36 protein-coding genes are annotated in these 22,023 nt (G+C 34.2%); 31 read left to right on the forward strand and 5 right to left on the reverse strand.

Going from position 1 to position 22,023, the window contains the following annotated elements; genetic code table 11:
- From ACXGQW_RS08150 to carA, 31 genes are all read left to right on the forward strand, one after another.
- Positions 1–2,460, forward strand: coding sequence for a ligase-associated DNA damage response DEXH box helicase (locus ACXGQW_RS08150; RefSeq protein ID WP_457821819.1), 2,460 nt, complete (start codon positions 1–3; stop codon positions 2,458–2,460).
- 68 nt (positions 2,461–2,528) lie between these two features.
- Positions 2,529–3,176: a ligase-associated DNA damage response endonuclease PdeM gene (pdeM, locus tag ACXGQW_RS08155; RefSeq protein WP_457821821.1), complete on the forward strand. Its 648-nt coding sequence runs from the start codon at positions 2,529–2,531 to the stop codon at positions 3,174–3,176.
- A 308-nt stretch (positions 3,177–3,484) separates the two neighbouring features.
- Positions 3,485–4,099, forward strand: a complete 615-nt coding sequence (gene rplC / locus ACXGQW_RS08160) for a 50S ribosomal protein L3 (protein ID WP_457821823.1) — start codon at positions 3,485–3,487, stop codon at positions 4,097–4,099.
- Entirely contained in the window at positions 4,099–4,728 is a 630-nt protein-coding gene (gene rplD / locus ACXGQW_RS08165; RefSeq protein ID WP_457821825.1) for a 50S ribosomal protein L4, read from the forward strand. Before rplC ends, rplD begins: the two co-directional genes overlap by 1 nt.
- Before the next feature lie 9 nt (positions 4,729–4,737).
- Complete coding sequence (gene rplW, locus ACXGQW_RS08170) at positions 4,738–5,028, forward strand: 50S ribosomal protein L23 (RefSeq protein ID WP_457821827.1); 291 nt, start codon at positions 4,738–4,740, stop codon at positions 5,026–5,028.
- A 24-nt stretch (positions 5,029–5,052) separates the two neighbouring features.
- Positions 5,053–5,880, forward strand: coding sequence for a 50S ribosomal protein L2 (rplB, locus tag ACXGQW_RS08175; RefSeq protein ID WP_457821828.1), 828 nt, complete (start codon positions 5,053–5,055; stop codon positions 5,878–5,880).
- A gap of 6 nt (positions 5,881–5,886) precedes the next feature.
- The gene (gene rpsS, locus ACXGQW_RS08180) at positions 5,887–6,168 is read left to right on the forward strand and encodes a 30S ribosomal protein S19 (protein WP_457821830.1); all 282 of its coding nucleotides are present in this window, start codon (positions 5,887–5,889) and stop codon (positions 6,166–6,168) included.
- A 6-nt stretch (positions 6,169–6,174) separates the two neighbouring features.
- A complete protein-coding gene (rplV, locus tag ACXGQW_RS08185) occupies positions 6,175–6,582 on the forward strand; it encodes a 50S ribosomal protein L22 (protein ID WP_457821832.1) in 408 nt (135 codons plus the stop codon).
- Positions 6,583–6,594: 12 nt separating this feature from the next.
- Positions 6,595–7,314: a 30S ribosomal protein S3 gene (gene rpsC, locus ACXGQW_RS08190; protein WP_457821833.1), complete on the forward strand. Its 720-nt coding sequence runs from the start codon at positions 6,595–6,597 to the stop codon at positions 7,312–7,314.
- A 26-nt stretch (positions 7,315–7,340) separates the two neighbouring features.
- A complete protein-coding gene (rplP, locus tag ACXGQW_RS08195; RefSeq protein ID WP_457821835.1) occupies positions 7,341–7,769 on the forward strand; it encodes a 50S ribosomal protein L16 in 429 nt (142 codons plus the stop codon).
- An 11-nt stretch (positions 7,770–7,780) separates the two neighbouring features.
- On the forward strand, positions 7,781–7,966 hold the full coding sequence (gene rpmC, locus ACXGQW_RS08200; protein ID WP_167188604.1) for a 50S ribosomal protein L29: 186 nt from the start codon (positions 7,781–7,783) through the stop codon (positions 7,964–7,966).
- A gap of 12 nt (positions 7,967–7,978) precedes the next feature.
- Complete coding sequence (rpsQ, locus tag ACXGQW_RS08205) at positions 7,979–8,236, forward strand: 30S ribosomal protein S17 (RefSeq protein ID WP_457821837.1); 258 nt, start codon at positions 7,979–7,981, stop codon at positions 8,234–8,236.
- Position 8,237: 1 nt separating this feature from the next.
- Entirely contained in the window at positions 8,238–8,606 is a 369-nt protein-coding gene (gene rplN, locus ACXGQW_RS08210) for a 50S ribosomal protein L14 (protein WP_347180700.1), read from the forward strand.
- 12 nt (positions 8,607–8,618) lie between these two features.
- Complete coding sequence (gene rplX / locus ACXGQW_RS08215) at positions 8,619–8,927, forward strand: 50S ribosomal protein L24 (protein ID WP_457821839.1); 309 nt, start codon at positions 8,619–8,621, stop codon at positions 8,925–8,927.
- Between the two features lies 1 nt (position 8,928).
- Entirely contained in the window at positions 8,929–9,480 is a 552-nt protein-coding gene (gene rplE, locus ACXGQW_RS08220) for a 50S ribosomal protein L5 (protein ID WP_457821841.1), read from the forward strand.
- 2 nt (positions 9,481–9,482) lie between these two features.
- Positions 9,483–9,752 carry a 30S ribosomal protein S14 gene (rpsN, locus tag ACXGQW_RS08225; RefSeq protein ID WP_457821843.1) on the forward strand — a complete coding sequence of 90 codons (270 nt, stop codon included), beginning with the start codon at positions 9,483–9,485 and terminating at the stop codon, positions 9,750–9,752.
- A 73-nt stretch (positions 9,753–9,825) separates the two neighbouring features.
- Positions 9,826–10,224: a 30S ribosomal protein S8 gene (gene rpsH, locus ACXGQW_RS08230; RefSeq protein WP_457821845.1), complete on the forward strand. Its 399-nt coding sequence runs from the start codon at positions 9,826–9,828 to the stop codon at positions 10,222–10,224.
- A 13-nt stretch (positions 10,225–10,237) separates the two neighbouring features.
- Entirely contained in the window at positions 10,238–10,783 is a 546-nt protein-coding gene (gene rplF, locus ACXGQW_RS08235) for a 50S ribosomal protein L6 (RefSeq protein WP_457821847.1), read from the forward strand.
- 11 nt (positions 10,784–10,794) lie between these two features.
- Positions 10,795–11,148: a 50S ribosomal protein L18 gene (rplR, locus tag ACXGQW_RS08240; RefSeq protein ID WP_457821849.1), complete on the forward strand. Its 354-nt coding sequence runs from the start codon at positions 10,795–10,797 to the stop codon at positions 11,146–11,148.
- A 9-nt stretch (positions 11,149–11,157) separates the two neighbouring features.
- Positions 11,158–11,682, forward strand: a complete 525-nt coding sequence (rpsE, locus tag ACXGQW_RS08245) for a 30S ribosomal protein S5 (protein ID WP_457824196.1) — start codon at positions 11,158–11,160, stop codon at positions 11,680–11,682.
- A gap of 11 nt (positions 11,683–11,693) precedes the next feature.
- Positions 11,694–11,876, forward strand: a complete 183-nt coding sequence (gene rpmD / locus ACXGQW_RS08250) for a 50S ribosomal protein L30 (RefSeq protein ID WP_457821850.1) — start codon at positions 11,694–11,696, stop codon at positions 11,874–11,876.
- Between the two features lie 11 nt (positions 11,877–11,887).
- On the forward strand, positions 11,888–12,337 hold the full coding sequence (gene rplO, locus ACXGQW_RS08255) for a 50S ribosomal protein L15 (protein ID WP_457821852.1): 450 nt from the start codon (positions 11,888–11,890) through the stop codon (positions 12,335–12,337).
- A gap of 14 nt (positions 12,338–12,351) precedes the next feature.
- Positions 12,352–13,686: a preprotein translocase subunit SecY gene (gene secY, locus ACXGQW_RS08260; protein ID WP_457821854.1), complete on the forward strand. Its 1,335-nt coding sequence runs from the start codon at positions 12,352–12,354 to the stop codon at positions 13,684–13,686.
- A gap of 2 nt (positions 13,687–13,688) precedes the next feature.
- Positions 13,689–13,904: a translation initiation factor IF-1 gene (infA, locus tag ACXGQW_RS08265; RefSeq protein WP_010137062.1), complete on the forward strand. Its 216-nt coding sequence runs from the start codon at positions 13,689–13,691 to the stop codon at positions 13,902–13,904.
- A 10-nt stretch (positions 13,905–13,914) separates the two neighbouring features.
- On the forward strand, positions 13,915–14,031 hold the full coding sequence (gene ykgO, locus ACXGQW_RS08270) for a type B 50S ribosomal protein L36 (RefSeq protein ID WP_013621733.1): 117 nt from the start codon (positions 13,915–13,917) through the stop codon (positions 14,029–14,031).
- Positions 14,032–14,033: 2 nt separating this feature from the next.
- Positions 14,034–14,399, forward strand: a complete 366-nt coding sequence (rpsM, locus tag ACXGQW_RS08275) for a 30S ribosomal protein S13 (protein WP_457821857.1) — start codon at positions 14,034–14,036, stop codon at positions 14,397–14,399.
- A 7-nt stretch (positions 14,400–14,406) separates the two neighbouring features.
- On the forward strand, positions 14,407–14,799 hold the full coding sequence (gene rpsK / locus ACXGQW_RS08280; protein WP_068827418.1) for a 30S ribosomal protein S11: 393 nt from the start codon (positions 14,407–14,409) through the stop codon (positions 14,797–14,799).
- A gap of 90 nt (positions 14,800–14,889) precedes the next feature.
- Positions 14,890–15,495 (forward strand): 30S ribosomal protein S4, encoded by a 606-nt coding sequence (rpsD, locus tag ACXGQW_RS08285; RefSeq protein WP_457821860.1) that lies wholly within the window; start codon positions 14,890–14,892, stop codon positions 15,493–15,495.
- Between the two features lie 20 nt (positions 15,496–15,515).
- Positions 15,516–16,508, forward strand: coding sequence for a DNA-directed RNA polymerase subunit alpha (locus ACXGQW_RS08290; RefSeq protein ID WP_457821862.1), 993 nt, complete (start codon positions 15,516–15,518; stop codon positions 16,506–16,508).
- Between the two features lie 63 nt (positions 16,509–16,571).
- Positions 16,572–17,042 carry a 50S ribosomal protein L17 gene (gene rplQ / locus ACXGQW_RS08295; RefSeq protein ID WP_457821864.1) on the forward strand — a complete coding sequence of 157 codons (471 nt, stop codon included), beginning with the start codon at positions 16,572–16,574 and terminating at the stop codon, positions 17,040–17,042.
- A gap of 147 nt (positions 17,043–17,189) precedes the next feature.
- Positions 17,190–18,287 carry a glutamine-hydrolyzing carbamoyl-phosphate synthase small subunit gene (carA, locus tag ACXGQW_RS08300; protein ID WP_457821866.1) on the forward strand — a complete coding sequence of 366 codons (1,098 nt, stop codon included), beginning with the start codon at positions 17,190–17,192 and terminating at the stop codon, positions 18,285–18,287.
- A 45-nt stretch (positions 18,288–18,332) separates the two neighbouring features.
- On the opposite strand, the gene ACXGQW_RS08305 is transcribed toward carA, so the two are convergent.
- The 5 genes from ACXGQW_RS08305 to ACXGQW_RS08325 all read right to left on the reverse strand — a co-directional run bounded on the left by ACXGQW_RS08305 (position 18,333) and on the right by ACXGQW_RS08325 (position 21,996).
- Positions 18,333–18,890 (reverse strand): acyl-CoA thioesterase, encoded by a 558-nt coding sequence (locus ACXGQW_RS08305; RefSeq protein WP_457821868.1) that lies wholly within the window; start codon positions 18,888–18,890, stop codon positions 18,333–18,335.
- A gap of 124 nt (positions 18,891–19,014) precedes the next feature.
- A complete protein-coding gene (gene mazG / locus ACXGQW_RS08310) occupies positions 19,015–19,794 on the reverse strand; it encodes a nucleoside triphosphate pyrophosphohydrolase (protein WP_457821870.1) in 780 nt (259 codons plus the stop codon).
- An 81-nt stretch (positions 19,795–19,875) separates the two neighbouring features.
- On the reverse strand, positions 19,876–20,307 hold the full coding sequence (locus ACXGQW_RS08315; RefSeq protein ID WP_457821871.1) for a DUF5606 family protein: 432 nt from the start codon (positions 20,305–20,307) through the stop codon (positions 19,876–19,878).
- Positions 20,308–20,325: 18 nt separating this feature from the next.
- Positions 20,326–20,913 carry a peptide deformylase gene (gene def / locus ACXGQW_RS08320; RefSeq protein WP_457821873.1) on the reverse strand — a complete coding sequence of 196 codons (588 nt, stop codon included), beginning with the start codon at positions 20,911–20,913 and terminating at the stop codon, positions 20,326–20,328.
- A gap of 99 nt (positions 20,914–21,012) precedes the next feature.
- Positions 21,013–21,996 (reverse strand): type I phosphomannose isomerase catalytic subunit, encoded by a 984-nt coding sequence (locus ACXGQW_RS08325; RefSeq protein ID WP_457821874.1) that lies wholly within the window; start codon positions 21,994–21,996, stop codon positions 21,013–21,015.
- Between the last annotated feature and the right edge of the window lie 27 nt (positions 21,997–22,023).

Here is a 22,023-nt window from a genome sequence, read left to right on the forward strand (position 1 = left end):
ATGACCAAAAAAATAGAGAATACAGATGGTTATAAAATTGTAAGCGAGTGGCTAGAGTCCAAACAATTCTCTCCCTTCGATTTTCAGTTAAAAGCGTGGAAAAAATATGCTCAAAATTTTAATGGATTGGTGGTGGCTCCAACAGGTTTTGGGAAAACTTATGCCATGTTTATAGCGGTTGTGATTGACTTTTTAAATAGACCAGAAGCTTATAAAAAAGGAATTAAACTTTTGTGGATTAGTCCGCTGAGGTCACTAGCAAAAGACTTGCAAAAAGCAATGCAAACTGCGATTGATGAAATTGGGTTGGATTGGGAAGCGGCTGTAAGAAATGGAGACACCTCACAATCTGATAGAAGAAAGCAAGAAAGGAATATGCCAGATATTTTGCTAACAACTCCAGAAACGATGCATTTACTGTTCTCTCAAAAAAACAACTCACGTTGGTTTAAAAATATCAACTGTGTGGTGATAGACGAGTGGCACGAATTGCTGGCAACTAAAAGAGGGGTGTTAACAGAGTTAGCTTTGGCTAGGTTGAGATCACTATCTAAAGACATAAGAGTTTGGGGGATTTCTGCAACCATCGGAAATTTGGAAGAAGCAAAGCAAGTATTAGTTCCAGACGATACAATAAAAACAATCATCATTACTTCTAAAGAAAAGAAAAAATTAGAAATTATTTCTTTATTGCCAGATGAAGTAGAGCTTTTACCGTGGGCAGGACATTTGGGAGGGAAGCTGGTGGATAAAGTAATTAACGTGATTTATGAAAATAATACCACATTGGTGTTTACCAATACTCGAAATCAAGCTGAACTATGGTATCAATTGCTGCTAAATGCTGACCCTGATTTGGCAGGCCAAATCGCTATTCATCATGGTTCTATAGATGCAAAACTCAGAAACTGGATAGAAGATGCGATCAATCAAGGTTGGTTAAAAGTAGTAGTTTGTACTTCGTCTTTAGACTTAGGAGTAGATTTTAAACCTGTAGATTGTGTTATTCAAATCGGCTCAGCAAAAGGGATTGCACGTTTTATGCAGCGAGCAGGAAGAAGTGGCCATTCTCCTTACGAAGTTTCTAAAGTGTACTGCGTACCTACGCACTTGTTGCAGTTAATTGAAGTTTCCGCACTTAAAGAAGCTGTAAAACAGACAGATGTGGAGTCAAGAACCCCCATGGTGTTAACATATGATGTGTTGGTGCAGTTTTTAGTAACCTTAGCAGTTGGAGAGGGTTTTGATAAACAAAAAGTACATGAGCTAATTAAAAACACGCATGCCTTTCATTTCTTAACCCAAGAAGATTTTAATTGGGCAATGCAATTTATTACTCAAGGAGGAAATGCGTTAAAATCTTACGAGGAGTTTCATAAAGTGGTATTGGACGAAGCTTCTGGGTTGTATAAAGTGGTGAGTAGAAGAATCAGCATGTTACATAGAATGAATATTGGTACCATTGTAAGTGATGCAATGCTAAGAGTAAAGTTCTTAAAAGGAGGTTTTATAGGAATGATAGAAGAATATTTTATCTCTAAGCTAAAAAAGGGAACACCTTTTGTGTTAGCAGGTAGAGTGTTGGAAGTTGCACACATAAAAGATATGACGGTGTATGTTAGGAAAAGCAAATCTAAAAAAGCAACGACACCAAGTTGGAAGGGAGGCCGATTGCCATTAACCTCTTACCTAAGTCATCATTTACGAATGAAATTAAATAACGCTTTAAGTCCAGGAGTGAGAGAACGAGAACTAAAATTTTTAAATCCTTTATTGACTACTCAAGATTTGAACTCACATATTCCAAAATCGGACGAATTTTTAGTGGAAAAAATAGAAACTAGAGAGGGTTGTCATTTGTTCTTTTATCCTTTTGAGGGAAGACTGGTGCACGAAATTATGGCCTCAATTATAGCTTATAGAATTAGTCAAATTCAACCGATTACATTTACCATCGCTATGAATGATTACGGATTTGATTTATTAAGCGATCAAGAAATACCAGTTTCTGAAGAAAATTTACACGAAATTTTAACGAAAGAAAATTTGATGGAAGATGCGATTGCGAGCATCAATGCATCTGAAATGGCAGGGAGAAAATTTAGAGACATTGCAGTTACGGCAGGCTTAGTTACGCAAACACATCCGGGAACACAAAAAACACATAAAAGTTTGCAGTCTTCTTCGGGGTTAATTTTTAGGGTACTAGAAGATTTTGAACCCGATAATTTATTGTTGCGTCAAGCTTATACCGAAGTGTTTAACGAACAACTAGAAGAAGTTCGATTAAGAAAAGCTTTTAACAGAATTGCCAATAGCAAAATCATCCTAAAAAAAGCAAAAGGATATACACCGTTGAGCTTTCCTATAAAAGTAGATAGCTTAAGAGATACGATGACTAACGAAAAATTAAGTGATCGTATTGAAAGGTTACAAATGCAGCATTATAAGTATCTTTAACCTTTAGAATTTAGAATTCTGATGGTAAACTCCTAACTCTAAGCTTCTCATTAAAAAGACTCACATTAATGAACATCTCCACAAAAGAAATTGAATTTGGTAACACTAAGCTAACACTAACCAATCAGAGAGTAATTTATTGGGAAGATCAACAAGCTTTAATTCTATCTGATATTCACATTGGTAAAACAGCACACTTTAGACAAAATGGAATCCCAATTTCTGATGAAGTGTTGCATAGGGATTTAGAGAGATTAGAACAGCTTATACATCATTTTTCTATCCGAAAACTAATTGTAGTAGGAGATTTGTTTCATGCAGACTACAATTCTAATATTGAGTTGTTTTCTAATTGGTTGAATAAATATGAAAATATAGATAAGTTGTTGATTCTAGGAAATCACGATAAATTGAATAGGTCTTTTTATCGAGACTTAAAGTTTTCTGTTAGTGCTAGTTTGGACTTGAATGGTTTATGCTTTGTTCATGATGAGAGTGATGTGAAAAATGATGAGTTTTCTGTATCAGGGCATACGCATCCTGGAGTTTGGCTAAAATTAAAAGCGAGACAAAAAATCAAGCTTCCCTGTTTTCACTTAAATAAAAATCAACTTGTTTTACCTGCTTTTAGTCTTTTTTCAGGTTTAAACACCAATTGCGAACTAGTTGAAGGTGTTTCTTTTGCCTTTACGGAGGATAACATCTTTAAAATTTGATTCTAATTTTATAAAAGAACAATTCTCAAATAGTATATCTCATTATTTTAACTGTTTCTTTTTTTCTAAAAGAATAGTTTTCCAAAAATGTATTAAATCTTCTCTCTGTGAATTAGTAAGTTAAATAAAAAATACTATCTTTGCAGTCCTTTTTTAGGAGGTGTTTTGATGTTGTTCGAACGAAAAACATAACACAAATGTAGGTTCATAAGGACTAGTTTGTGTTTTCTTGAGTTTTTTTTAGCTAACAACAAAGCATCTAAATAAGAAGGGAAAAAAACAAATCAATTAATAATTAATTTTTAATCATGTCTGGGTTAATAGGAAAAAAAATCGGAATGACTAGCATTTTTGATGAGAACGGGAAAAACATTCCTTGTACTGTAATTCAAGCTGGTCCGTGTGTAGTTACCCAAGTCAGAACTGAGGAAGTAGATGGTTATTCTGCTATCCAATTAGGTTTCGATGACAAATCTGACAAGAATACCACTAAAGCGTTGCAAGGTCACTTTGCAAAAGCTGGTACGACTGCTAAGAGAAAAGTTGTTGAGTTTAGTTTTGACGAGGAGTTAAATTTAGGAGATACAGTTGGTGTAGATCTTTTCATTGAAGGGGAATTCGTTGATGTATCAGGAATTTCTAAAGGTAAAGGTTTCCAAGGGGTTGTAAAACGTCATGGATTCGCAGGAGTTGGTCAAGCAACTCACGGTCAACATAACCGTTTAAGAGCTCCAGGTTCTATCGGTGCTGCATCTTACCCTGCAAGAGTGTTCAAAGGAATGCGAATGGCAGGTAGAATGGGAGGAGATAAAGTTAAAGTTGAAAACTTAAGAGTTTTAAAAGTTGTTGCTGACAAGAACTTAATCGTAGTAAAAGGATGTATTCCTGGAGCTAAGAACTCATACATAACTATCGAGAAATAATGAAAGTATCAGTTTTAGATTATACAGGAAAAGATACAGGACGTCAGGTAGAGTTATCTGATGCGGTATTCGCTATAGAGCCAAATGATCATGCGGTTTACTTAGATGTAAAGCAACACTTGGCAAACAAAAGGCAAGGTACTCACAAAGCTAAAGAAAGAGCTGAGATTGCTGGGTCTACAAGAAAAATCAAGAAACAAAAAGGGACAGGTACTGCTCGTGCAGGTTCTATCAAATCTCCAGTTTTTAGAGGAGGGGGTAGAGTTTTTGGACCAAGAAACAGAGATTATTCTTTCAAATTGAACAAGAACTTAAAGAGATTGGCAAGAAAATCTGCTTTTAGTTTGCAAGCAAAAGAGTCAAATATCATTGTTTTAGAAGACTTCAATTTTGAAGCTCCAAAAACAAAAGAATTCGTTAATGTATTGAAAGCTTTAGAGTTAGAGAATAAAAAATCTCTATTTGTCTTGGGTGATTCAAATAATAATGTATATTTGTCTTCACGAAATTTAAAAGGGTCTGATGTTGTAACTTCCTCGGAATTAAACACTTACAAAGTATTGAATGCTGGTAAAGTAGTTTTATTAGAAGGTGCAATTGCAGATATTGAAGCTAATTTAAGTAAATAGGGTGCCGATATGAGTATTTTAATTAAGCCTATTATTACAGAAAAAGCAACAAAAGATAGCGAATTATTAAATCGTTATACTTTCGTTGTAAATATGAAAGCTAACAAGATAGAAATTAAAGAAGCTATTGAAGCTACTTATGGAGTTTCTGTTGAGAAAGTAAGAACAATGGTATATCCAGTAAAACGTTCGACAAAATTCACCAAAAAAGGTGTAGTTGAGTCGAAAATTTCTGCATATAAAAAAGCTATCGTAGAGGTAGCTGAAGGAGAGAATATTGATTTTTATAACAATATTTAATTATAAATAATTTTAAATTTTAACATGTCAGTTAGAAAATTAAAACCAATCACACCAGGTCAGCGTTTTAGAGTAGTAAATGGGTTCGACGCTATTACTACTGATAAGCCGGAAAAGTCATTATTGGCACCGAAAAAAAGATCTGGAGGTCGAAACAACAGTGGTAGAATGACAATGCGCTACGTAGGTGGTGGTCATAAGCAGAGATACCGTATTATCGATTTTAGTAGAGATAAATTCGGAGTTGAAGCAACTGTTAAAACAATAGAGTACGATCCAAACCGTACTGCTTTTATTGCATTAGTAGAATATACTGATGGAGAAAAGAGATATGTAATTGCACAAGCTGGTTTACAGGTTGGACAGACTATCGTTAGCGGTCAAGAGGCTGTTACTCCAGATGTTGGTAATGCAATGCCATTAGCAAACATTCCTTTAGGTACAACAATTTGTTGTATTGAATTAAGACCAGGTCAAGGAGCTGTAATGGCTCGTTCTGCAGGTTCTTTTGCACAGTTAATGGCAAAAGAAGGAAAGTATGCTACTGTTAAATTACCGTCAGGGGAAACAAGATTGATCTTGTTGACTTGTATCGCTACTATCGGAGTTGTTTCCAACTCAGATCACCAATTACTAGTTTCTGGTAAAGCTGGTAGATCAAGATGGTTAGGTAGAAGACCAAGAACAAACGCTGTAAGAATGAACCCAGTTGATCACCCAATGGGAGGTGGTGAAGGACGTTCTTCAGGAGGTCACCCAAGATCAAGAAATGGTATACCTGCTAAAGGATACAAGACTAGATCTAAGACAAAAGCGAGTAATAAGTATATTTTAGAACGTAGAAAAAAATAAGAAGACATGGCACGTTCATTAAAGAAAGGACCTTTCATTTTTCATAAACTTGAGAAAAGAGTTATTGCTAATGCTGAGGCAGGAAGCAAAGAAGTAATCAAGACTTGGTCAAGAGCTTCTATGATTACTCCAGATTTCGTTGGACAAACTATTGGAGTTCACAACGGAAGAACATTTGTACCAGTATATGTTACTGAAAACATGGTAGGTCATAAATTAGGAGAGTTTTCACCAACACGTACCTTTAGAGGTCACGGTGCAGACAGGAAAAACAAAGGAAAAAAATAGTAGGATATGGGAGTTCGTAAACATAATATGGCAAAACAGATCAAGGAAGCAAAGAAAGATGTTGCTTTCGCTAAATTGACTGGTTGTCCTACATCACCAAGAAAAATGAGATTGGTGGCTGATTTAGTAAGAGGAGTAGAGGTTGAAAAAGCTTTACAAATCTTGAAATTTAGCTCTAAAGAAGCATCTATAAACGTAGAGAAATTATTGTTATCAGCGATTGCTAACTGGCAAGCTAAAAACGAAGACGCGAGTATAGAAGAGGCTAATTTATATGTTAAAACAATTACTGTAGATTCTGCAGCAATGTTAAAGAGATTAAGACCAGCTCCACAAGGTCGTGCACATAGAATTCGTAAGCGTTCTAACCACGTTACAATTGTGTTGGGAAGTAAAAATGTTGAAAGCAAATAATCATAAGTAGAAATGGGACAAAAGACTAATCCAATAGGAAATCGTTTAGGAATCATCAGAGGATGGGACTCAAACTGGTACGGAGGTAATGACTACGGAGATAAAATTGCTGAAGACAATAAAATAAGAAAGTACTTAAACGCAAGATTATATAAAGCTAGTGTTTCTAGAATAATTATTGAACGTACTCTTAAACTTGTAACCGTTACTATCACTACTGCTAGACCTGGTATCATTATCGGAAAAGGTGGACAAGAGGTAGACAAGTTAAAAGAGGAGTTAAAGAAATTGACTGGAAACGAAGTACAAATCAATATTTTTGAAATTAAACGTCCAGAATTGGATGCGCAATTAGTAGCGGCAAGTGTTGCTCGTCAAATAGAAAATAGAATTTCTTACAGACGTGCAATTAAAATGGCTATTGCAGGAACTATGCGTATGAATGCTGAAGGGATTAAAATCCAAATTTCAGGTCGTTTAAATGGTGCTGAAATGGCACGTTCTGAGCACTATAAAGAAGGTAGAATTCCTTTATCTACTTTTAGAGCTGATATTGATTATGCTTTAGTTGAAGCACATACAACTTACGGTAGAATCGGGGTTAAAGTGTGGATCATGAAAGGTGAGGTATACGGAAAACGTGAATTATCTCCATTAGTAGGTTTGGCTAAAAAGTCAGGAGGAAAAGGTGGAAACAATTCAGGTAAGAAAGGACCTCGTAGAAGAAAATAATTTTTCACAAAAATTAGAATTTAGAAATGTTACAGCCTAAAAGAGTAAAGTACCGTAAGGTACAGAAAGGTAAAGGTAATTTAAAAGGAAATTCTCAAAGAGGAAACCAACTTGCTTTCGGTATGTTTGGAATTAAATCTTTAGAACAAGCCTTAATTACTTCAAGACAAATAGAAGCAGGTCGTATTGCTGCGACACGTTATATGAAAAGAGAGGGTCAGTTATGGATTAAAATTTTTCCAGACAAGCCTATTACTAAAAAGCCTTTAGAGGTTCGTATGGGTAAAGGTAAAGGTGCTCCTGAATATTTCGTAGCGGTAGTAAAACCTGGTAGAATATTGTTTGAAATCGGAGGTGTACCTCACGATGTAGCTAAAGAAGCATTACGCTTAACAGCTCAAAAAATGCCAGTTAAAACTAAGTTCGTTGTTGCGAGAGATTATGATAACGCTTAATATCTAATAGAATGAAACAATCAGAAATTAAAGAATTATCAGTTGCAGACTTACAAGAGAAATTAGTTTCTCTTAAAAAGAGCTATACTGATCTTAAGATGGCTCATGCTATTTCTCCGTTAGAGAATCCTTTAGAGTTAAGAGCGCTTAGAAAAACTGTAGCAAGAGTAGCTACTGAGTTAACTAACAGACAATAAGTATTTTACAAGATGGAGAATAGAAATCTTAGAAAAGAAAGAATTGGTGTTGTATCTAGTAACAAAATGGACAAGTCTATTGTTGTTGCCGAGGTAAAGAAAGTAAAACACCCAATGTACGGAAAGTTCGTATTGAATACGAAGAAGTACGTTGCACACGATGAGCAAAACGACTGTAACGAAGGAGATACTGTAAGAATCATGGAAACAAGACCTTTAAGTAAATCTAAACGTTGGAGATTAGTAGAAATCCTAGAAAGAGCGAAATAGTATGTTACAAACAGAATCAAGATTAAACGTAGCAGATAACACTGGAGCTAAAGAGGTCTTAGTGATCCGTGTTTTAGGAGGAACAGGAAAGCGTTATGCATCTATAGGAGATAAAATTGTTGTAACTGTAAAGTCATCAACTCCAAATGGTAGCGCAAAAAAAGGTCAAGTATTTAAAGCTGTGGTTGTTCGTACTTCTAAAGAAGTAAGAAGAAAAGACGGTTCTTACATTCGTTTTGATGACAATGCATGTGTATTGTTAAATGCGACTGGAGAAATGTCTGGAACACGTGTATTTGGACCTGTAGCAAGAGAACTTCGTGATAAACAATTCATGAAAATTGTATCATTAGCACCTGAGGTGCTTTAATATTTGTAAACAATGGCAAAGATTAAAATTAAATCAGGAGATACGGTAAGAGTTATTGCTGGAGATCACAAAGGTAAAGAAGGGAAAGTAGTAACAATTATTACTGCTAAAAACAAAGCAATTGTAGAAGGTGTAAACTTAGTTTCTAAGCACACTAAACCAAGCGCACAAAACCCTCAAGGTGGAATTGTAAAGAAAGAGGCTGCTTTGCCAATTTCTAACTTAGCTATTTTAGAAGATGGAAACATTACTAAAGTTGGTTACAGAGTAGAAGATGGTAAAAAAGTACGTTTTTCTAAAAAATCAGAAAAAGCTATTTAATATGAGTTATATTCCAAGACTTAAACAAGAGTACACTGACAGAATTAAGGCTGCCTTAACTGAAGAGTACGGATATAGCAATATTATGCAAGTACCAAAATTAGAGAAAATTGTAATCTCTAAAGGTGTTGGTGCTGCTATTGCAGACAAGAAATTAGTAGAGTACGCTGTAGAAGAGTTAACGACTATTTCTGGACAAAAAGCTGTTGCAACTTTATCTAAAAAAGATATCGCAACATTTAAACTACGTAAAGGAATGCCAATTGGGGCAAGAGTTACTTTGCGTGGAATCAAAATGTACGAATTCTTAGACAGATTAATTACAGCTTCATTGCCACGTGTAAGAGATTTTAACGGTATTAAAGCTACTGGTTTTGACGGAAGAGGAAACTATAACTTAGGAATTACTGAGCAAATTATTTTCCCTGAAATCAATATTGATCAAGTGAAAAAGATTGGTGGTATGGATATTACTTTTGTAACATCTGCTGCTACTGATAAAGAAGCTAAATCATTACTAACTGAATTAGGTTTACCATTTAAAAAGAACTAGTCATGGCTAAAGAATCAATGAAAGCTCGCGAGAGAAAAAGAGCTAAAACAGTTGCTAAATACGCTGAAAAACGTAAAGCTTTAAAAGAAGCTGGTGATTACGAAGGATTACAGAAGTTACCAAAAAACGCTTCTCCAATTCGTCAACACAATCGTTGTAAGATTACAGGAAGACCAAAAGGTTATATGAGACAATTTGGACTTTCTCGTGTTACTTTTCGTGAAATGGCTAACCAAGGGTTAATCCCAGGTGTTACAAAAGCAAGTTGGTAAAATTTTAAGAATTAATTTAGATGCTAGCCCCGAACTGGTTTCGGGGTGATAATCTAAACCAATACAAATAATTATGTATACAGATCCAATAGCAGATTACTTAACAAGAGTAAGAAATGCTTATTTAGCAGGACACAGAGTAGTGGAGGTTCCTGCATCAAAGGTTAAAAAAGCAATCACTGAGATCTTATTTGACCAAGGATATATTTTAAGTTACAAATTTGAAGAAGGTACTGCACAAGGTACTATCAAAATAGCTTTGAAATATAACCAAATTACTAACGAATCAGTAATCAAAAAGATAGAGCGTATCTCTACTCCAGGATTACGTAAGTACGTTGGTGTTGAAGATTTACCTCGTGTATTAAACGGATTAGGTATTGCTATCGTTTCAACTTCTAAGGGAGTTATGACATCAAAGCAAGCTAAAAGTCAAAACATTGGTGGTGAAGTAATTTGTCACGTTTACTAAAAAATAGAATAGTATGTCAAGAATAGGAAAAAGCCCAATCGCAATTCCAGCTGGTGTTACTGTTACTATTAACGGAGACACAGTTATTGTAAAAGGAAAATTAGGAGAGTTATCTCAAGTGATTACCGATGGTATCACAATTAAAGAAGAAGAAGGATCTTTAGTATTAGAACGTCCAACTGAATCTAAATCTCATAGAGCTAAACATGGTTTATACAGAGCTTTAATCAATAACATGATTGAAGGTGTATCTAATGGATGGACTAAAGAATTAGAATTAGTAGGGGTTGGGTACAGAGCTTCTAACCAAGGACAAGTTTTAGATTTAGCAATTGGTTTCTCACACAACATAGTGTTGAGTATTGCTCCAGAGGTTAATATCGAAACTATTTCTGAAAAAGGGAAAAACCCAATCGTTAAACTTACTTCTTTTGATAAGCAGTTGGTAGGTCAAGTAGCAGCAAAGATTCGTTCTTTCCGTAAGCCTGAACCGTACAAAGGAAAAGGAATTAAGTTTGTAGGTGAAGAATTAAGAAGAAAAGCAGGTAAATCTGCATAATTTATAGCATTATGGCATTATCAAAGCTTGAAAGAAGACAAAGAATTAAGCGTAGAATTAGAAAAATTTCTACAGGTACAGCATCTAAACCAAGATTGTCTGTATTTAGAAGTAACAAAGAAATTTACGCTCAATTAGTTGACGATAACCAAGGAGTAACATTAGCTTCAGTTTCGTCAAGAGATAAAGGAATCGATGCAAAAGGATCTAAAATTGAAGTGGCTGCGTTAGTAGGTAAATCAATTGCTGAGAAAGCATCTGCTGCAGGTGTAGAAACTGTTGCATTCGATAGAAATGGTTATTTATACCATGGTAGAGTTAAAGCATTAGCTGAAGCAGCTAGAGAAGCTGGTTTAAAATTTTAAGAAAATTATATTATGCAAGGATATAAAAACGTAGAAAGAGTTAAGCCAAGCGGATTAGAGTTAACAGATCGCTTAGTAGCTGTAAACCGTGTAACTAAAGTTACTAAAGGTGGACGTACTTTTGGGTTTTCTGCTATTGTAGTAGTAGGAAACGGAGAAGGAGTTGTAGGTTACGGATCTGGTAAATCTTTAGATGTTGCGTCTGCAATAGCTAAGGCTGTAGAAGAAGCTAAGAAAAGCTTAGTTCGTATTCCATTAATCAACGCAACTTTACCTCACGAACAAAAAGGTAAATTTGGTGGATCTAAGGTATTATTACTACCTGCATCACACGGTACCGGAGTTATTGCTGGTGGAGCTGTACGTGCGGTATTAGAGTCAGTAGGTGTACACGATGTACTATCTAAGTCTCAAGGATCATCTAACCCTCATAACGTTGTAAAAGCAACTTTTGATGCTTTATTACAATTAAGAAGTCCAGAGCAAGTTGCAAAGGAAAGAGGTGTTTCTTTAGACAAAGTATTTAACGGTTAATATTGGATACCATGGGAAAAATTAAATTAACACAAGTAAAGAGCCAAATCAACCGTACGCAAGTTCAAAAAAGAACTTTAATAGCGTTAGGTTTAACTAAGATTGGAAAGGTTGTAGAACACGATGCTTCTCCAGCAATAGTAGGAATGGTTAATAAAGTTAAACACTTAATTTCTGTTGAAGAAATTAAATAAGTTATAAAAAGATGAGTTTAAACAATTTAAAACCTGCTAAGGGTTCTGTTAAAAGTGGTAAACGTATTGCTAGAGGTGAAGGTTCTGGTCACGGAGGTACTGCTACAAGAGGACACAAGGGTGCAAAATCTCGTTCAGGATATTCTAGAAAAATAGGATTCGAAGGGGGTCAAATGCCATTACAAAGAAGAGTACCTAAGTTTGGATTTACTAATGTTAACCGTAAGGAATACAATGGTATCAATTTAGACAAGTTACAAACTTTAGTAGAGAATGGTAAAGTTACAGATACAGTAGACTTAACTATATTGATTGAAAATGGTTTGGCTGGTAAAAACGACCTAGTAAAGATATTGGGTGGTGGAGAACTTAAAGCTAAATTAAACGTAACTGCTCACAAATTTACAGGATCTGCAAAAGCTGCTATTGAAGCTGCTGGTGGTGAAGCTGTAACTTTATAATTATTGTTAAGTAAATGAAGAAATTTATTCAAACTATAAAAGACATTTGGTCTATAGATGAGTTAAAAGGTAAAATTTTGTTAACTCTAGGGTTAATGGCAGTTTACAGATTTATGGCTCAGGTAACATTACCGGGTATAGATCCTCAGCAATTGACAGCGTTAGGGAGTAAAACTTCTGACGGTCTTTTAGGTTTACTAAGCGCATTTACAGGTGGTGCATTCTCAAGAGCTTCAATCATGGCTCTTGGGATTATGCCATACATATCAGCATCTATTGTTGTTCAGTTAATGGGTATTGCGGTACCATATTTACAAAAACTACAAAAGGATGGTGAAAGCGGAAGAAATAAGATCAATCAAATTACTCGTTGGTTAACCATTGGAATTACCATCGTACAAGGAGGAGCTTATTTAACAAGTTTACCAACCTTAGGTATACCTCAAGAGGCATATTTATTGGGACAAGGTGGAATGTTCTGGATTTCTTCAATGATCTTATTAACTGCAGGAACAGTTTTTGCTATGTGGTTAGGGGAAAGAATTACTGAAAAAGGAATTGGTAATGGTATTTCATTATTAATTATGATTGGTATTATCGCAAGATTCCCTGCAGCATTTATGCAAGAGCTTACGGCTAAGTATGCGGCTGGTTCTGGAGGTTTCATGATGATTCTTTTAGAAATAATTGTGTGGTTAGCTATTATTTTAGCAACTATATTATTAGTAACAGCTGTACGTAAAATAGCAGTTCAGTATGCAAGACGTACTGTTGTAGGAACTATAGATGATGCTCAAGGAGCAAGACAGTATATTCCTTTAAAGTTAAATTCTGCCGGAGTAATGCCAATTATATTTGCTCAAGCAATTATGTTTGTGCCAGGTTTAATTGCTAGAAATTCTGATGGAACTTTACAAACAGTATTCAATGCTTTATCTGATTTTAATGGATGGGGTTATAATATTTTATTTTGTTTATTGATTATTGTGTTTAGTTATTTCTACACAGCAATTACAATTCCTACAAATAAAATGGCTGATGACCTTAAAAAAAGTGGAGGATTTATACCGGGAACCCGCCCAGGTACTGAGACCGCAGAAAAATTAGATAGTATTTTGTCAAAAATTACGTTACCTGGATCTATTTTCTTAGCTTTGCTGGCTGTTTTCCCAGCCATTGTTGTTCATTTTGGTGTTCAACAAAATTGGGCTCTGTTTTATGGAGGTACTTCTTTAATTATTATGGTAGGTGTTGCAATAGACACTATCCAACAAATTAATTCGTACTTGTTAAACAGACACTATGATGGGTTAATGAAAACAGGAACTAAAAGAAGAGCGACAATTTAATTATGGCAAAACAAGCGTCAATACAACAAGACGGTACAATTACAGAGGCTTTATCTAATGCAATGTTTAGAGTTGAATTAGAGAATGGTCATATTGTAACTGCACATATTTCTGGTAAAATGCGTATGCATTATATTAAACTATTGCCAGGAGATAAAGTTAAGTTAGAAATGAGTCCTTACGATTTATCGAAGGCTCGAATTACTTATAGATACTAAATATCATACGATGAAAGTTAGAGCATCAATAAAAAAGAGAAGTGCCGAGTGCAAAATTGTGCGTAGAAAAGGCAGATTATATGTAATCAATAAAAAGAATCCTAGATTCAAACAAAGACAAGGTTAGTTATGGCAAGAATTTCAGGTATTGACATTCCAAAGAACAAACGTGGTGTTATCGCGTTAACTTATATTTTTGGAATTGGTAGAACTAGAGCTAAAGAGATTTTAGCAAACGCTGGAGTAGATGAGAACATCAAAGTTCAAGATTGGACTGATGCTCAAATCGGAGCGATTCGTGAACAAGCAGGTACTTTCACTATCGAAGGTGAGTTACGTTCAGAAATTCAATTAAACATCAAACGTTTAATGGATATTGGATGTTTTAGAGGAATCCGTCACAGAGCTGGATTACCTTTAAGAGGTCAAAGAACAAAAAACAACTCTAGAACAAGAAAGGGTAAACGTAAAACTGTAGCGAACAAAAAGAAATAATTAAGTTATGGCTAAATCTAATACAAAGACCGCTAAAAAGCGTAAAGTTATTGTTGAGTCTGTTGGTGAAGCGCACATTACAGCTTCATTTAACAACATCATCATTTCTTTAACAAATAAAAAAGGAGATGTAATCTCATGGTCATCTGCAGGTAAAATGGGATTCCGTGGGTCTAAAAAGAACACTCCTTACGCTGCACAGACAGCTGCTGAAGATTGTGCTGCTGTAGCACACGAAGCAGGATTACGTAAAGTTAAAGTTTACGTAAAAGGACCAGGAAATGGTAGAGAATCTGCTATCCGTACTATCCACAATGCAGGAATTGAAGTATCAGAAATTATTGATGTTACTCCATTACCACACAACGGATGTCGTCCTCCTAAGAGAAGAAGAATCTAATTAATTTTTAACAATAAAAATTGGCAATTGAAAGTTATCGAAGGACTAAGCCTTAATTCATAACTGCCAATTTTTTTTAATTTATTTACTATGGCAAAATATAATGGACCAAAAACCAAAATAGCACGTAAGTTTGGTGAAGCTATTTTTGGAGATGACAAGTCTTTTGAAAAACGTAACTACGCACCGGGACAACACGGGTTAGCGAAGAAAAGAGCAAAACGTTCTGAATATTCTTTACAGTTGCAAGAAAAACAAAAAGCAAAGTATACTTATGGTATCTTAGAGCGTCAATTCTCTAATTTATTTAAAAAAGCTTCTTCTAGTAAAGGTATTACTGGTGAGGTATTATTACAATTATGTGAGTCTCGTTTAGATAACACAGTATTCCGTATGGGATTGTCTAATTCTAGAAGTGGAGCACGTCAATTGGTATCTCACAGACATATTACTGTTAACGGAGAAATCCTTAACATTCCTTCTTACCAATTGAAACCTGGTGATGTTGTTGGTGTAAGAGAAAAATCTAAATCACTTACTGTAATTGAAAGTAGTTTGGCTGCTTCTTCTGCTGTTTACGAGTGGTTAACTTGGAATTCTGATACAAAAACTGGTACGTTTGTTGCAGTACCCGAAAGACTTCAGATTCCAGAAAACATCAAAGAGCAATTAATCGTCGAGTTATACTCGAAATAATAAATAGACACCAGTTAGCTATGGCAATATTAAATTTTCAGAAACCAGATAAAGTTATCATGATCGAGTCTACCGACTTTGAAGGTAAGTTCGAATTCAGACCGTTAGAACCAGGTTTTGGTTTAACAGTAGGTAATGCTTTGAGAAGAGTATTATTGTCTTCTTTAGAAGGTTTCGCTATTACATCTTTACGCATAGAAGGAGTTGAGCATGAATTCTCAACTGTAGAAGGTGTTGTTGAAGATGTTACTGAAATCATTCTAAACTTAAAACAAGTACGTTTTAAGCAACAGATAGAAGACACTGACAAAGAGACTGTTTCAGTATCTGTTTCAGGTCAGAATCAAATCACAGCTGGTGATATACAAAAGTTTACTTCAGGATTTCAAGTTTTGAACCCAGATTTAGTTATTTGTAACTTAGATAGTTCTGTATCTGTAAGTTTTGATATAACTATTGAAAAGGGAAGAGGATTTGTTCCAGCTGAAGAAAACAAAAAGATTAATGTACCAATGGGTACTATTTTTACAGATTCTATTTACACTCCTATAAAGAATGTGAAGTACGCTGTAGAAAATTACCGTGTAGAGCAAAAAACAGATTACGAAAAATTAGTTTTTGACGTAGTTACTGATGGTTCTATCAACCCAAAAGATGCATTAACTGAGGCTGCTAAAATTTTAATCCACCACTTTATGTTATTCTCTGATGAGCGTATCACTTTAGAGGCAGATGAAATTGCAAGAACAGAAACTTACGATGAGGAGTCTTTACACATGAGACAATTATTGAAGACTAAGTTAGTTGACATGGATTTATCTGTAAGAGCATTGAACTGTTTAAAAGCTGCTGAAGTTGAAACTTTAGGTGACTTGGTATCATTCAATAAAAACGACTTAATGAAGTTCAGAAACTTTGGTAAAAAATCTTTAACAGAGTTAGACGAATTGGTAAATGTTAAAAATTTACATTTCGGAATGGATTTAAGTAAATATAAATTAGACAAAGACTAAACCCCTTTCATATTTTGCTCCTCAAAAGAGTAGATGCAAGATGAAAGCTAAAATCATTTTATTATGAGACACGGTAAAAAATTTAACCACTTAGGTAGAAAAACAGCGCATAGAAATGCGATGTTGGCAAACATGGCATGTTCTTTAATTGAACATAAAAGAATCAACACAACTGTAGCTAAAGCTAAAGCTTTACGTCAGTATGTTGAGCCAATCATCACAAAATCTAAAGCAGATACTACTCACAACAGAAGAATTGTTTTTTCTTACTTAAAAAACAAATTTGCGGTAACAGAATTGTTTCAACAAATTTCTGTTAAAGTTGCAGATAGACCTGGTGGATACGTTCGTATTATCAAATTAGGAAATCGTCAAGGAGATAATGCTCCTATGGCAATGGTAGAGTTAGTTGATTACAACGAAATTTACAACCCTAATGGTGCTAAGAAGAAAAAGACTACTCGTAGATCTAAGAAAAAAGCTGATGCTCCGCAAGTTGAAGCAGCAGAATCAACAGAATCTACTGAAGAGTAATCAAAATGATTTACTTCTAGTAAAATATATAAAGGATAAACTATTTAATAGTTTATCCTTTTTTTATATTTGCAAAAATATTTTTACAATCATTCTTTGTTGAAAGCTAAGGTGACAAACCTCCACCCAACAACAAAAACAACTTTTATGAAGTACAAAGAATTAAAGAAAGCAATTTTACTATTAGAGGACGGAACTATTTTTGAAGGTAAGTCTGTGGGTATTGATGGGACAACTATAGGAGAAATTTGTTATAACACTGGTATGACTGGTTATCAAGAAATTTTTACAGATCCCTCTTACTTCGGTCAAATTATGGTAACGACTAATGCTCACATTGGTAATTACGGTATTAATAAAGATGAAGTTGAGTCTGAAGGGATAAAGATTGCTGGTTTAGTTTGTAGAAATTTTAGTTACGAATATTCAAGAGATAGAGCAGATGGTTCTCTAGAGGATTATTTTAAAGAACATGGGCTTATTTCCATCACAGATGTGGATACAAGAGCGGTTGTAAGTTATATCCGTGAAAACGGAGCGATGAATGCCATTATATCAACAGAGGTTGATAACATCAAGGATTTAAAAGCTCAATTAGCTGAGGCTCCAAGTATGAAAGGTTTAGACCTTTCTTCAATAGTTTCAACTAAAGAACCTTATTTTTATGGTGATGAAAATGCTACCTACAAAGTTTCTGCTTTAGATTTGGGAATTAAAACTAATATCTTAAGAAGTTTAGCAAAGAGAGATTGTTATATTAAGGTGTTTCCTTGCACTGCTAGCTTCGAAGAAATGGCTGAATTTAGTCCAAATGGGTATTTTCTTTCTAATGGGCCTGGAGATCCAGAACCTTTAAAATCTGCACAGAGCGTAGCTAAAACTATCATTGATAAAAATCTACCGTTATTTGGGATTTGTTTAGGTCATCAAATTATTGCGCTTTCTCAAGGTATTTCTACTTATAAAATGCACAATGGACATAGAGGAATTAACCATCCGATAAAAAACCTAATTACAGGTAAAGGTGAAATTACTTCTCAAAATCACGGTTTTAATGTGAGTAGGGAAGATGTTGAAGCTAACAAAAACGTAGAAATTACGCACATACATTTAAATGATAATACTGTTGCAGGTATCGCTATTAAGGATAAAAAAGTGTTTTCCGTACAATATCATCCGGAGGCAAACCCTGGACCGCATGATGCTTCTTACTTATTCGATCAATTTATCGAAAACTTGAAGTAATAATATATAAAAAAACCATTTCTATTCAGAAATGGTTTTTTTGTTTTATGATGCTAAAGAAGGATCAACATACACATTGTACCCTTTCAACTCTTCTAAATGTTCCTCATAGTTAAAGACTTCTTTACTAAAGGCTTGTTTACGCTGTTTATTGGTTTCTAATCTGCTTTTGGATCTTACAAAACGTCTTACATCTTCGGATGTTGTTAACTTAAGCTTGGGTACTTTTACGTTATTACCTTCTTCCGTTTTGGCAACCATTACAAAATATGAGGAATTACAGTGTTTTTGTTCACCAGTTTGTATGTTCTCTGAAATTACTTTTATTCCTACTGTCATAGAAGTATTACCTACATAATTAACTCTAGCTTTTAAAGTTAAAAACTCACCTACATTTACAGGATTTTTAAAATCTACCGTATTCACAGATGCTGTAACACAATATTTACCCGAATATTTAGAAGCACAAGCAAAGGCTATTTGATCCATAAGGTTTAAAATATAGCCTCCGTGTATTTTTCCACTAAAGTTAGAGTTAATGGGTTTCATTAGTTCCGTAATCTCAACGGCTGACTCTTGTGGGCTTTTTATATTTTCTGACATATTCTCTAGTTTTGTTACTTGTAAAAATACGTATATAATAGTGGTCACTAAAGCCACTTGTAATTTTTACATATAATTTAATTTATGCGGATTAGACTTTGTTTGTGTTTAATAATTACAAAAATTAGTCAAATTTTTTAGCTTCTTCCCAAAAAACGTCCATTTCATTTAAGGTTAACTGATTGAGATCAATTCCCTTTTTGATAGTTTGCTTTTCTAGATAGTTAAAACGCTTTTTGAATTTTTTGTTCGTTCTTTCTAATGCGTTTTCAGGGTTGATTCCAATATGTCTAGCGTAGTTTACCATAGAGAACAAAACATCTCCAAATTCAGCTTCTATTTTGTCCTTATCATTATTTTTTATTTCTTCATTTAGTTCCGAAAGTTCTTCTTGCACCTTTTCCCAAACTTGCTCGGGTTTTTCCCAGTCAAAACCAACCGCAGCTACCTTTTCTTGAATTCTATTTGCTTTTACTAGGGCAGGTAGAGCGTTAGGAACTCCTTGTAAAATAGATTGATTGCCTTTTTCCTTTAATTTTAACTGCTCCCAATTTCTCTTAACTTCTTCTTCATCTTTCACCTCAACATCTCCATAAATATGAGGATGCCTATGAATTAATTTATCGCAAATGGTGTTGGCAACATCGGCAATATCAAAACTGTTTTTTTCGCTTCCTATTTTGGCGTAAAAGGCAATGTGTAGCAATAAATCACCTAGTTCCTTTTTAATTTCTTCTAAATCATTAGATAGAATGGCATCTGCTAACTCGTAGGTTTCTTCAATGGTCAAATGTCTTAATGATTCCAAGGTTTGTTTTTTATCCCACGGGCATTGTTCTCTCAATTCATCCATAATAGTTAAGAGTCTGTCTATGGCTTTTAATTGTTGTTGTCTAGAATTCATACAGCTAAAAAGTAAAAAGAGTTATAATTATCTATAAAACTAGATATTATAACTCTTTTATAAATAATTGTTGATAATAAATTATTGAGCAGATTGTGCTTCCTCTAATTTTTTAATATCCTCTTTAATGGTTTCAAAATCAAACTCAGCGTTGATTAAAATATTATACCATTGAACTACTTTTTTGATGTTGGAAACATACACACGTTCTTCATCATATTCAGGTAGAATTTCGCTGAATAAAGAGGTTAATTCTGCATTAGATGCTTTATGGCTTATAGCCTCTTTCCCTTCGTATTTTTCGTGAATAGATAAAAATACACTTCCCAAAGCAGCTTCGGTTTCGTAAGTATAAATTCCAATATCACTTAAAACACTTACATTCTGAGTGTTTTTAATGGGAGTCTTTTTTCCATCTAGCAAAGAAGTTGTAATAAAACCTCCTTTTGTTTGTCCTAAAATTTCGTACAATCCTGGTTTTCCAGAAATAGCAATTACTTTTGTTAAACTCATTTTAAATATATTTTGATGTTATTTACCTTTTACATTAAAGTATTTCATTCTGTAATCGGCACCTATTTTTCCTTTGGCTATGTTTTCTAATTTTTTCTTAATTAATCTCTTTTTTAGGGAAGATAATTTATCTGTAAATAAGACCCCTTCAATATGATCGTATTCATGTTGGAATACGCGAGCAGCTAAGCCTGTATACGTGGCCTTATGTGTTTCAAAATTTTCATCTTGATAAGTAACATGAATAATTTCATTTCTCCAAACATCTTCCTTTATTTCAGGAATACTCAAACAGCCTTCCTCAAAAGCCCATTCATCACCTTCTTCAGATTCTATTTTAGCGTTGATAAATACTTTTCTGAAAGATAGCAATGTTTCCTTTTCTTCTGGCGTAATATCTTCGTCCTCAGCAAATGGAGTAGCATCAATAACAAATAAACGCAAGGATTTACCAATCTGAGGAGCAGCAATACCCAAACCATTAGCGTTTTCCATAGTTTCCCACATGTTTGCAATCAATTTGGAAAGATCAGGATAGTCTCTATCTACTTCTTTAGCTACTTTTCTAAGTACAGGATCTCCGTAAGCTACAACTGGTAATATCATAATAGTATGCTGAATTTCGAAGAGCAAAAGTACAAAGAATTGATTTTATAGAGTTAAGATTTCTCAAACAAAAAAAAACAAACTTTACTCCTTGTAGTTTTACGGAATATAAGTTTCAATGATAGTTGCTTCAGATGAAGCAGGTACAAATTCGTATTCCTTTATACACGCAGGTATCAAAATTAGTTCATTTTCATGTAGATGATATTCTTCGTTATTTACCATTATTTTCGAATGGCCTTTGATACTTATATACACTGTAAAACTTTTTTCATTAGGACTTTTCAAAACCAATGTTTTGTTGATATTGAGTTTGTTTACAACAAAATACTCACAGTTAGTCAATTGAATTCTTTCATTTGAACTATTTTGGTATCTGGTCTTATAGTTGCTATGAAAGTCATAATCAATGACGTCTAAAGATTCTTGGATATGTAATTTACGTTTTTTTCCATCCAAACCAATTCTGTCAAAATCATAAATTCTGTAGGTAATATCCGAACTTTGCTGTATTTCCAAAATTAAAGAACCTTTACCTATAGTATGAATTCTACCTGCTGGTAGAAAAAACACGTCATCTTTTTTAACAAGCTCCCTATTCAGTATTTCAGGTAAGGTATTATTGGATAGTTTGTCTAAGAATTCTATTTGGTTGGTTTTTTTATTAAACCCGCTAATTAAACTAGTTTCTTCATCTGCATCAATTACATACCACATTTCTGTCTTACCTCTAGAGGCATGTCTCACTTGAGCAATTTCATCATTGGGATGTACCTGTACAGACAAGTCTTCATCGGCATCTATAAACTTAATTAAAAGAGGGAATTCAGAACTGTTAAAAGCCCCATTACCTAATAGGTCTTTCCCGTATAATTTGATTAAATCGGTTAACAGAGTTCCCGCCAAGGGTCCATTTTTAACAACAGATATGTTACTTTTTTCTCCAGATAACTCCCAACTTTCTCCACAATTTGATAATTTTCCAAAATCTTTTTTTAATGTTTCTTTTATTTTATGACCTCCCCAAATTTTTTCAAAAAAAATGGAGTTGAACTTTAGCGGGTATAACTTTTTCTTGTTCAAAATTGTAGATATGTTAGCAGTTTATAA

This window comes from Wenyingzhuangia sp. IMCC45533, from assembly GCF_054111225.1.

What these genes read in the sequence shown, in the direction of transcription:
- rplV (WP_457821832.1), top strand. Translation starts at nt 6,175, where the DNA reads ATGGGAGTTCGTAAACATAATATGGCAAAACAGATCAAGGAAGCAAAG.
- rplO (WP_457821852.1), top strand. Translation starts at nt 11,888, where the DNA reads ATGAGTTTAAACAATTTAAAACCTGCTAAGGGTTCTGTTAAAAGTGGT.
- rplD (WP_457821825.1), top strand. Translation starts at nt 4,099, where the DNA reads ATGAAAGTATCAGTTTTAGATTATACAGGAAAAGATACAGGACGTCAG.
- rplP (WP_457821835.1), top strand. Translation starts at nt 7,341, where the DNA reads ATGTTACAGCCTAAAAGAGTAAAGTACCGTAAGGTACAGAAAGGTAAA.
- rpsN (WP_457821843.1), top strand. Translation starts at nt 9,483, where the DNA reads ATGGCTAAAGAATCAATGAAAGCTCGCGAGAGAAAAAGAGCTAAAACA.
- secY (WP_457821854.1), top strand. Translation starts at nt 12,352, where the DNA reads ATGAAGAAATTTATTCAAACTATAAAAGACATTTGGTCTATAGATGAG.
- ykgO (WP_013621733.1), top strand. Translation starts at nt 13,915, where the DNA reads ATGAAAGTTAGAGCATCAATAAAAAAGAGAAGTGCCGAGTGCAAAATT.
- ACXGQW_RS08315 (WP_457821871.1), bottom strand. Translation starts at nt 20,307, where the DNA reads ATGAGTTTAACAAAAGTAATTGCTATTTCTGGAAAACCAGGATTGTAC.
- ACXGQW_RS08305 (WP_457821868.1), bottom strand. Translation starts at nt 18,890, where the DNA reads ATGTCAGAAAATATAAAAAGCCCACAAGAGTCAGCCGTTGAGATTACG.
- ACXGQW_RS08290 (WP_457821862.1), top strand. Translation starts at nt 15,516, where the DNA reads ATGGCAATATTAAATTTTCAGAAACCAGATAAAGTTATCATGATCGAG.
- def (WP_457821873.1), bottom strand. Translation starts at nt 20,913, where the DNA reads ATGATATTACCAGTTGTAGCTTACGGAGATCCTGTACTTAGAAAAGTA.
- rplR (WP_457821849.1), top strand. Translation starts at nt 10,795, where the DNA reads ATGGCATTATCAAAGCTTGAAAGAAGACAAAGAATTAAGCGTAGAATT.
- ACXGQW_RS08150 (WP_457821819.1), top strand. Translation starts at nt 1, where the DNA reads ATGACCAAAAAAATAGAGAATACAGATGGTTATAAAATTGTAAGCGAG.
- rpsD (WP_457821860.1), top strand. Translation starts at nt 14,890, where the DNA reads ATGGCAAAATATAATGGACCAAAAACCAAAATAGCACGTAAGTTTGGT.
- mazG (WP_457821870.1), bottom strand. Translation starts at nt 19,794, where the DNA reads ATGAATTCTAGACAACAACAATTAAAAGCCATAGACAGACTCTTAACT.
- carA (WP_457821866.1), top strand. Translation starts at nt 17,190, where the DNA reads ATGAAGTACAAAGAATTAAAGAAAGCAATTTTACTATTAGAGGACGGA.
- rplC (WP_457821823.1), top strand. Translation starts at nt 3,485, where the DNA reads ATGTCTGGGTTAATAGGAAAAAAAATCGGAATGACTAGCATTTTTGAT.
- rpsK (WP_068827418.1), top strand. Translation starts at nt 14,407, where the DNA reads ATGGCTAAATCTAATACAAAGACCGCTAAAAAGCGTAAAGTTATTGTT.
- rpsH (WP_457821845.1), top strand. Translation starts at nt 9,826, where the DNA reads ATGTATACAGATCCAATAGCAGATTACTTAACAAGAGTAAGAAATGCT.
- rplN (WP_347180700.1), top strand. Translation starts at nt 8,238, where the DNA reads ATGTTACAAACAGAATCAAGATTAAACGTAGCAGATAACACTGGAGCT.
- rplB (WP_457821828.1), top strand. Translation starts at nt 5,053, where the DNA reads ATGTCAGTTAGAAAATTAAAACCAATCACACCAGGTCAGCGTTTTAGA.
- infA (WP_010137062.1), top strand. Translation starts at nt 13,689, where the DNA reads ATGGCAAAACAAGCGTCAATACAACAAGACGGTACAATTACAGAGGCT.
- rpmC (WP_167188604.1), top strand. Translation starts at nt 7,781, where the DNA reads ATGAAACAATCAGAAATTAAAGAATTATCAGTTGCAGACTTACAAGAG.
- rplX (WP_457821839.1), top strand. Translation starts at nt 8,619, where the DNA reads ATGGCAAAGATTAAAATTAAATCAGGAGATACGGTAAGAGTTATTGCT.
- rplW (WP_457821827.1), top strand. Translation starts at nt 4,738, where the DNA reads ATGAGTATTTTAATTAAGCCTATTATTACAGAAAAAGCAACAAAAGAT.
- rpsS (WP_457821830.1), top strand. Translation starts at nt 5,887, where the DNA reads ATGGCACGTTCATTAAAGAAAGGACCTTTCATTTTTCATAAACTTGAG.
- rplE (WP_457821841.1), top strand. Translation starts at nt 8,929, where the DNA reads ATGAGTTATATTCCAAGACTTAAACAAGAGTACACTGACAGAATTAAG.
- rpsM (WP_457821857.1), top strand. Translation starts at nt 14,034, where the DNA reads ATGGCAAGAATTTCAGGTATTGACATTCCAAAGAACAAACGTGGTGTT.
- rplF (WP_457821847.1), top strand. Translation starts at nt 10,238, where the DNA reads ATGTCAAGAATAGGAAAAAGCCCAATCGCAATTCCAGCTGGTGTTACT.
- rpmD (WP_457821850.1), top strand. Translation starts at nt 11,694, where the DNA reads ATGGGAAAAATTAAATTAACACAAGTAAAGAGCCAAATCAACCGTACG.
- pdeM (WP_457821821.1), top strand. Translation starts at nt 2,529, where the DNA reads ATGAACATCTCCACAAAAGAAATTGAATTTGGTAACACTAAGCTAACA.
- rpsC (WP_457821833.1), top strand. Translation starts at nt 6,595, where the DNA reads ATGGGACAAAAGACTAATCCAATAGGAAATCGTTTAGGAATCATCAGA.
- rplQ (WP_457821864.1), top strand. Translation starts at nt 16,572, where the DNA reads ATGAGACACGGTAAAAAATTTAACCACTTAGGTAGAAAAACAGCGCAT.
- rpsQ (WP_457821837.1), top strand. Translation starts at nt 7,979, where the DNA reads ATGGAGAATAGAAATCTTAGAAAAGAAAGAATTGGTGTTGTATCTAGT.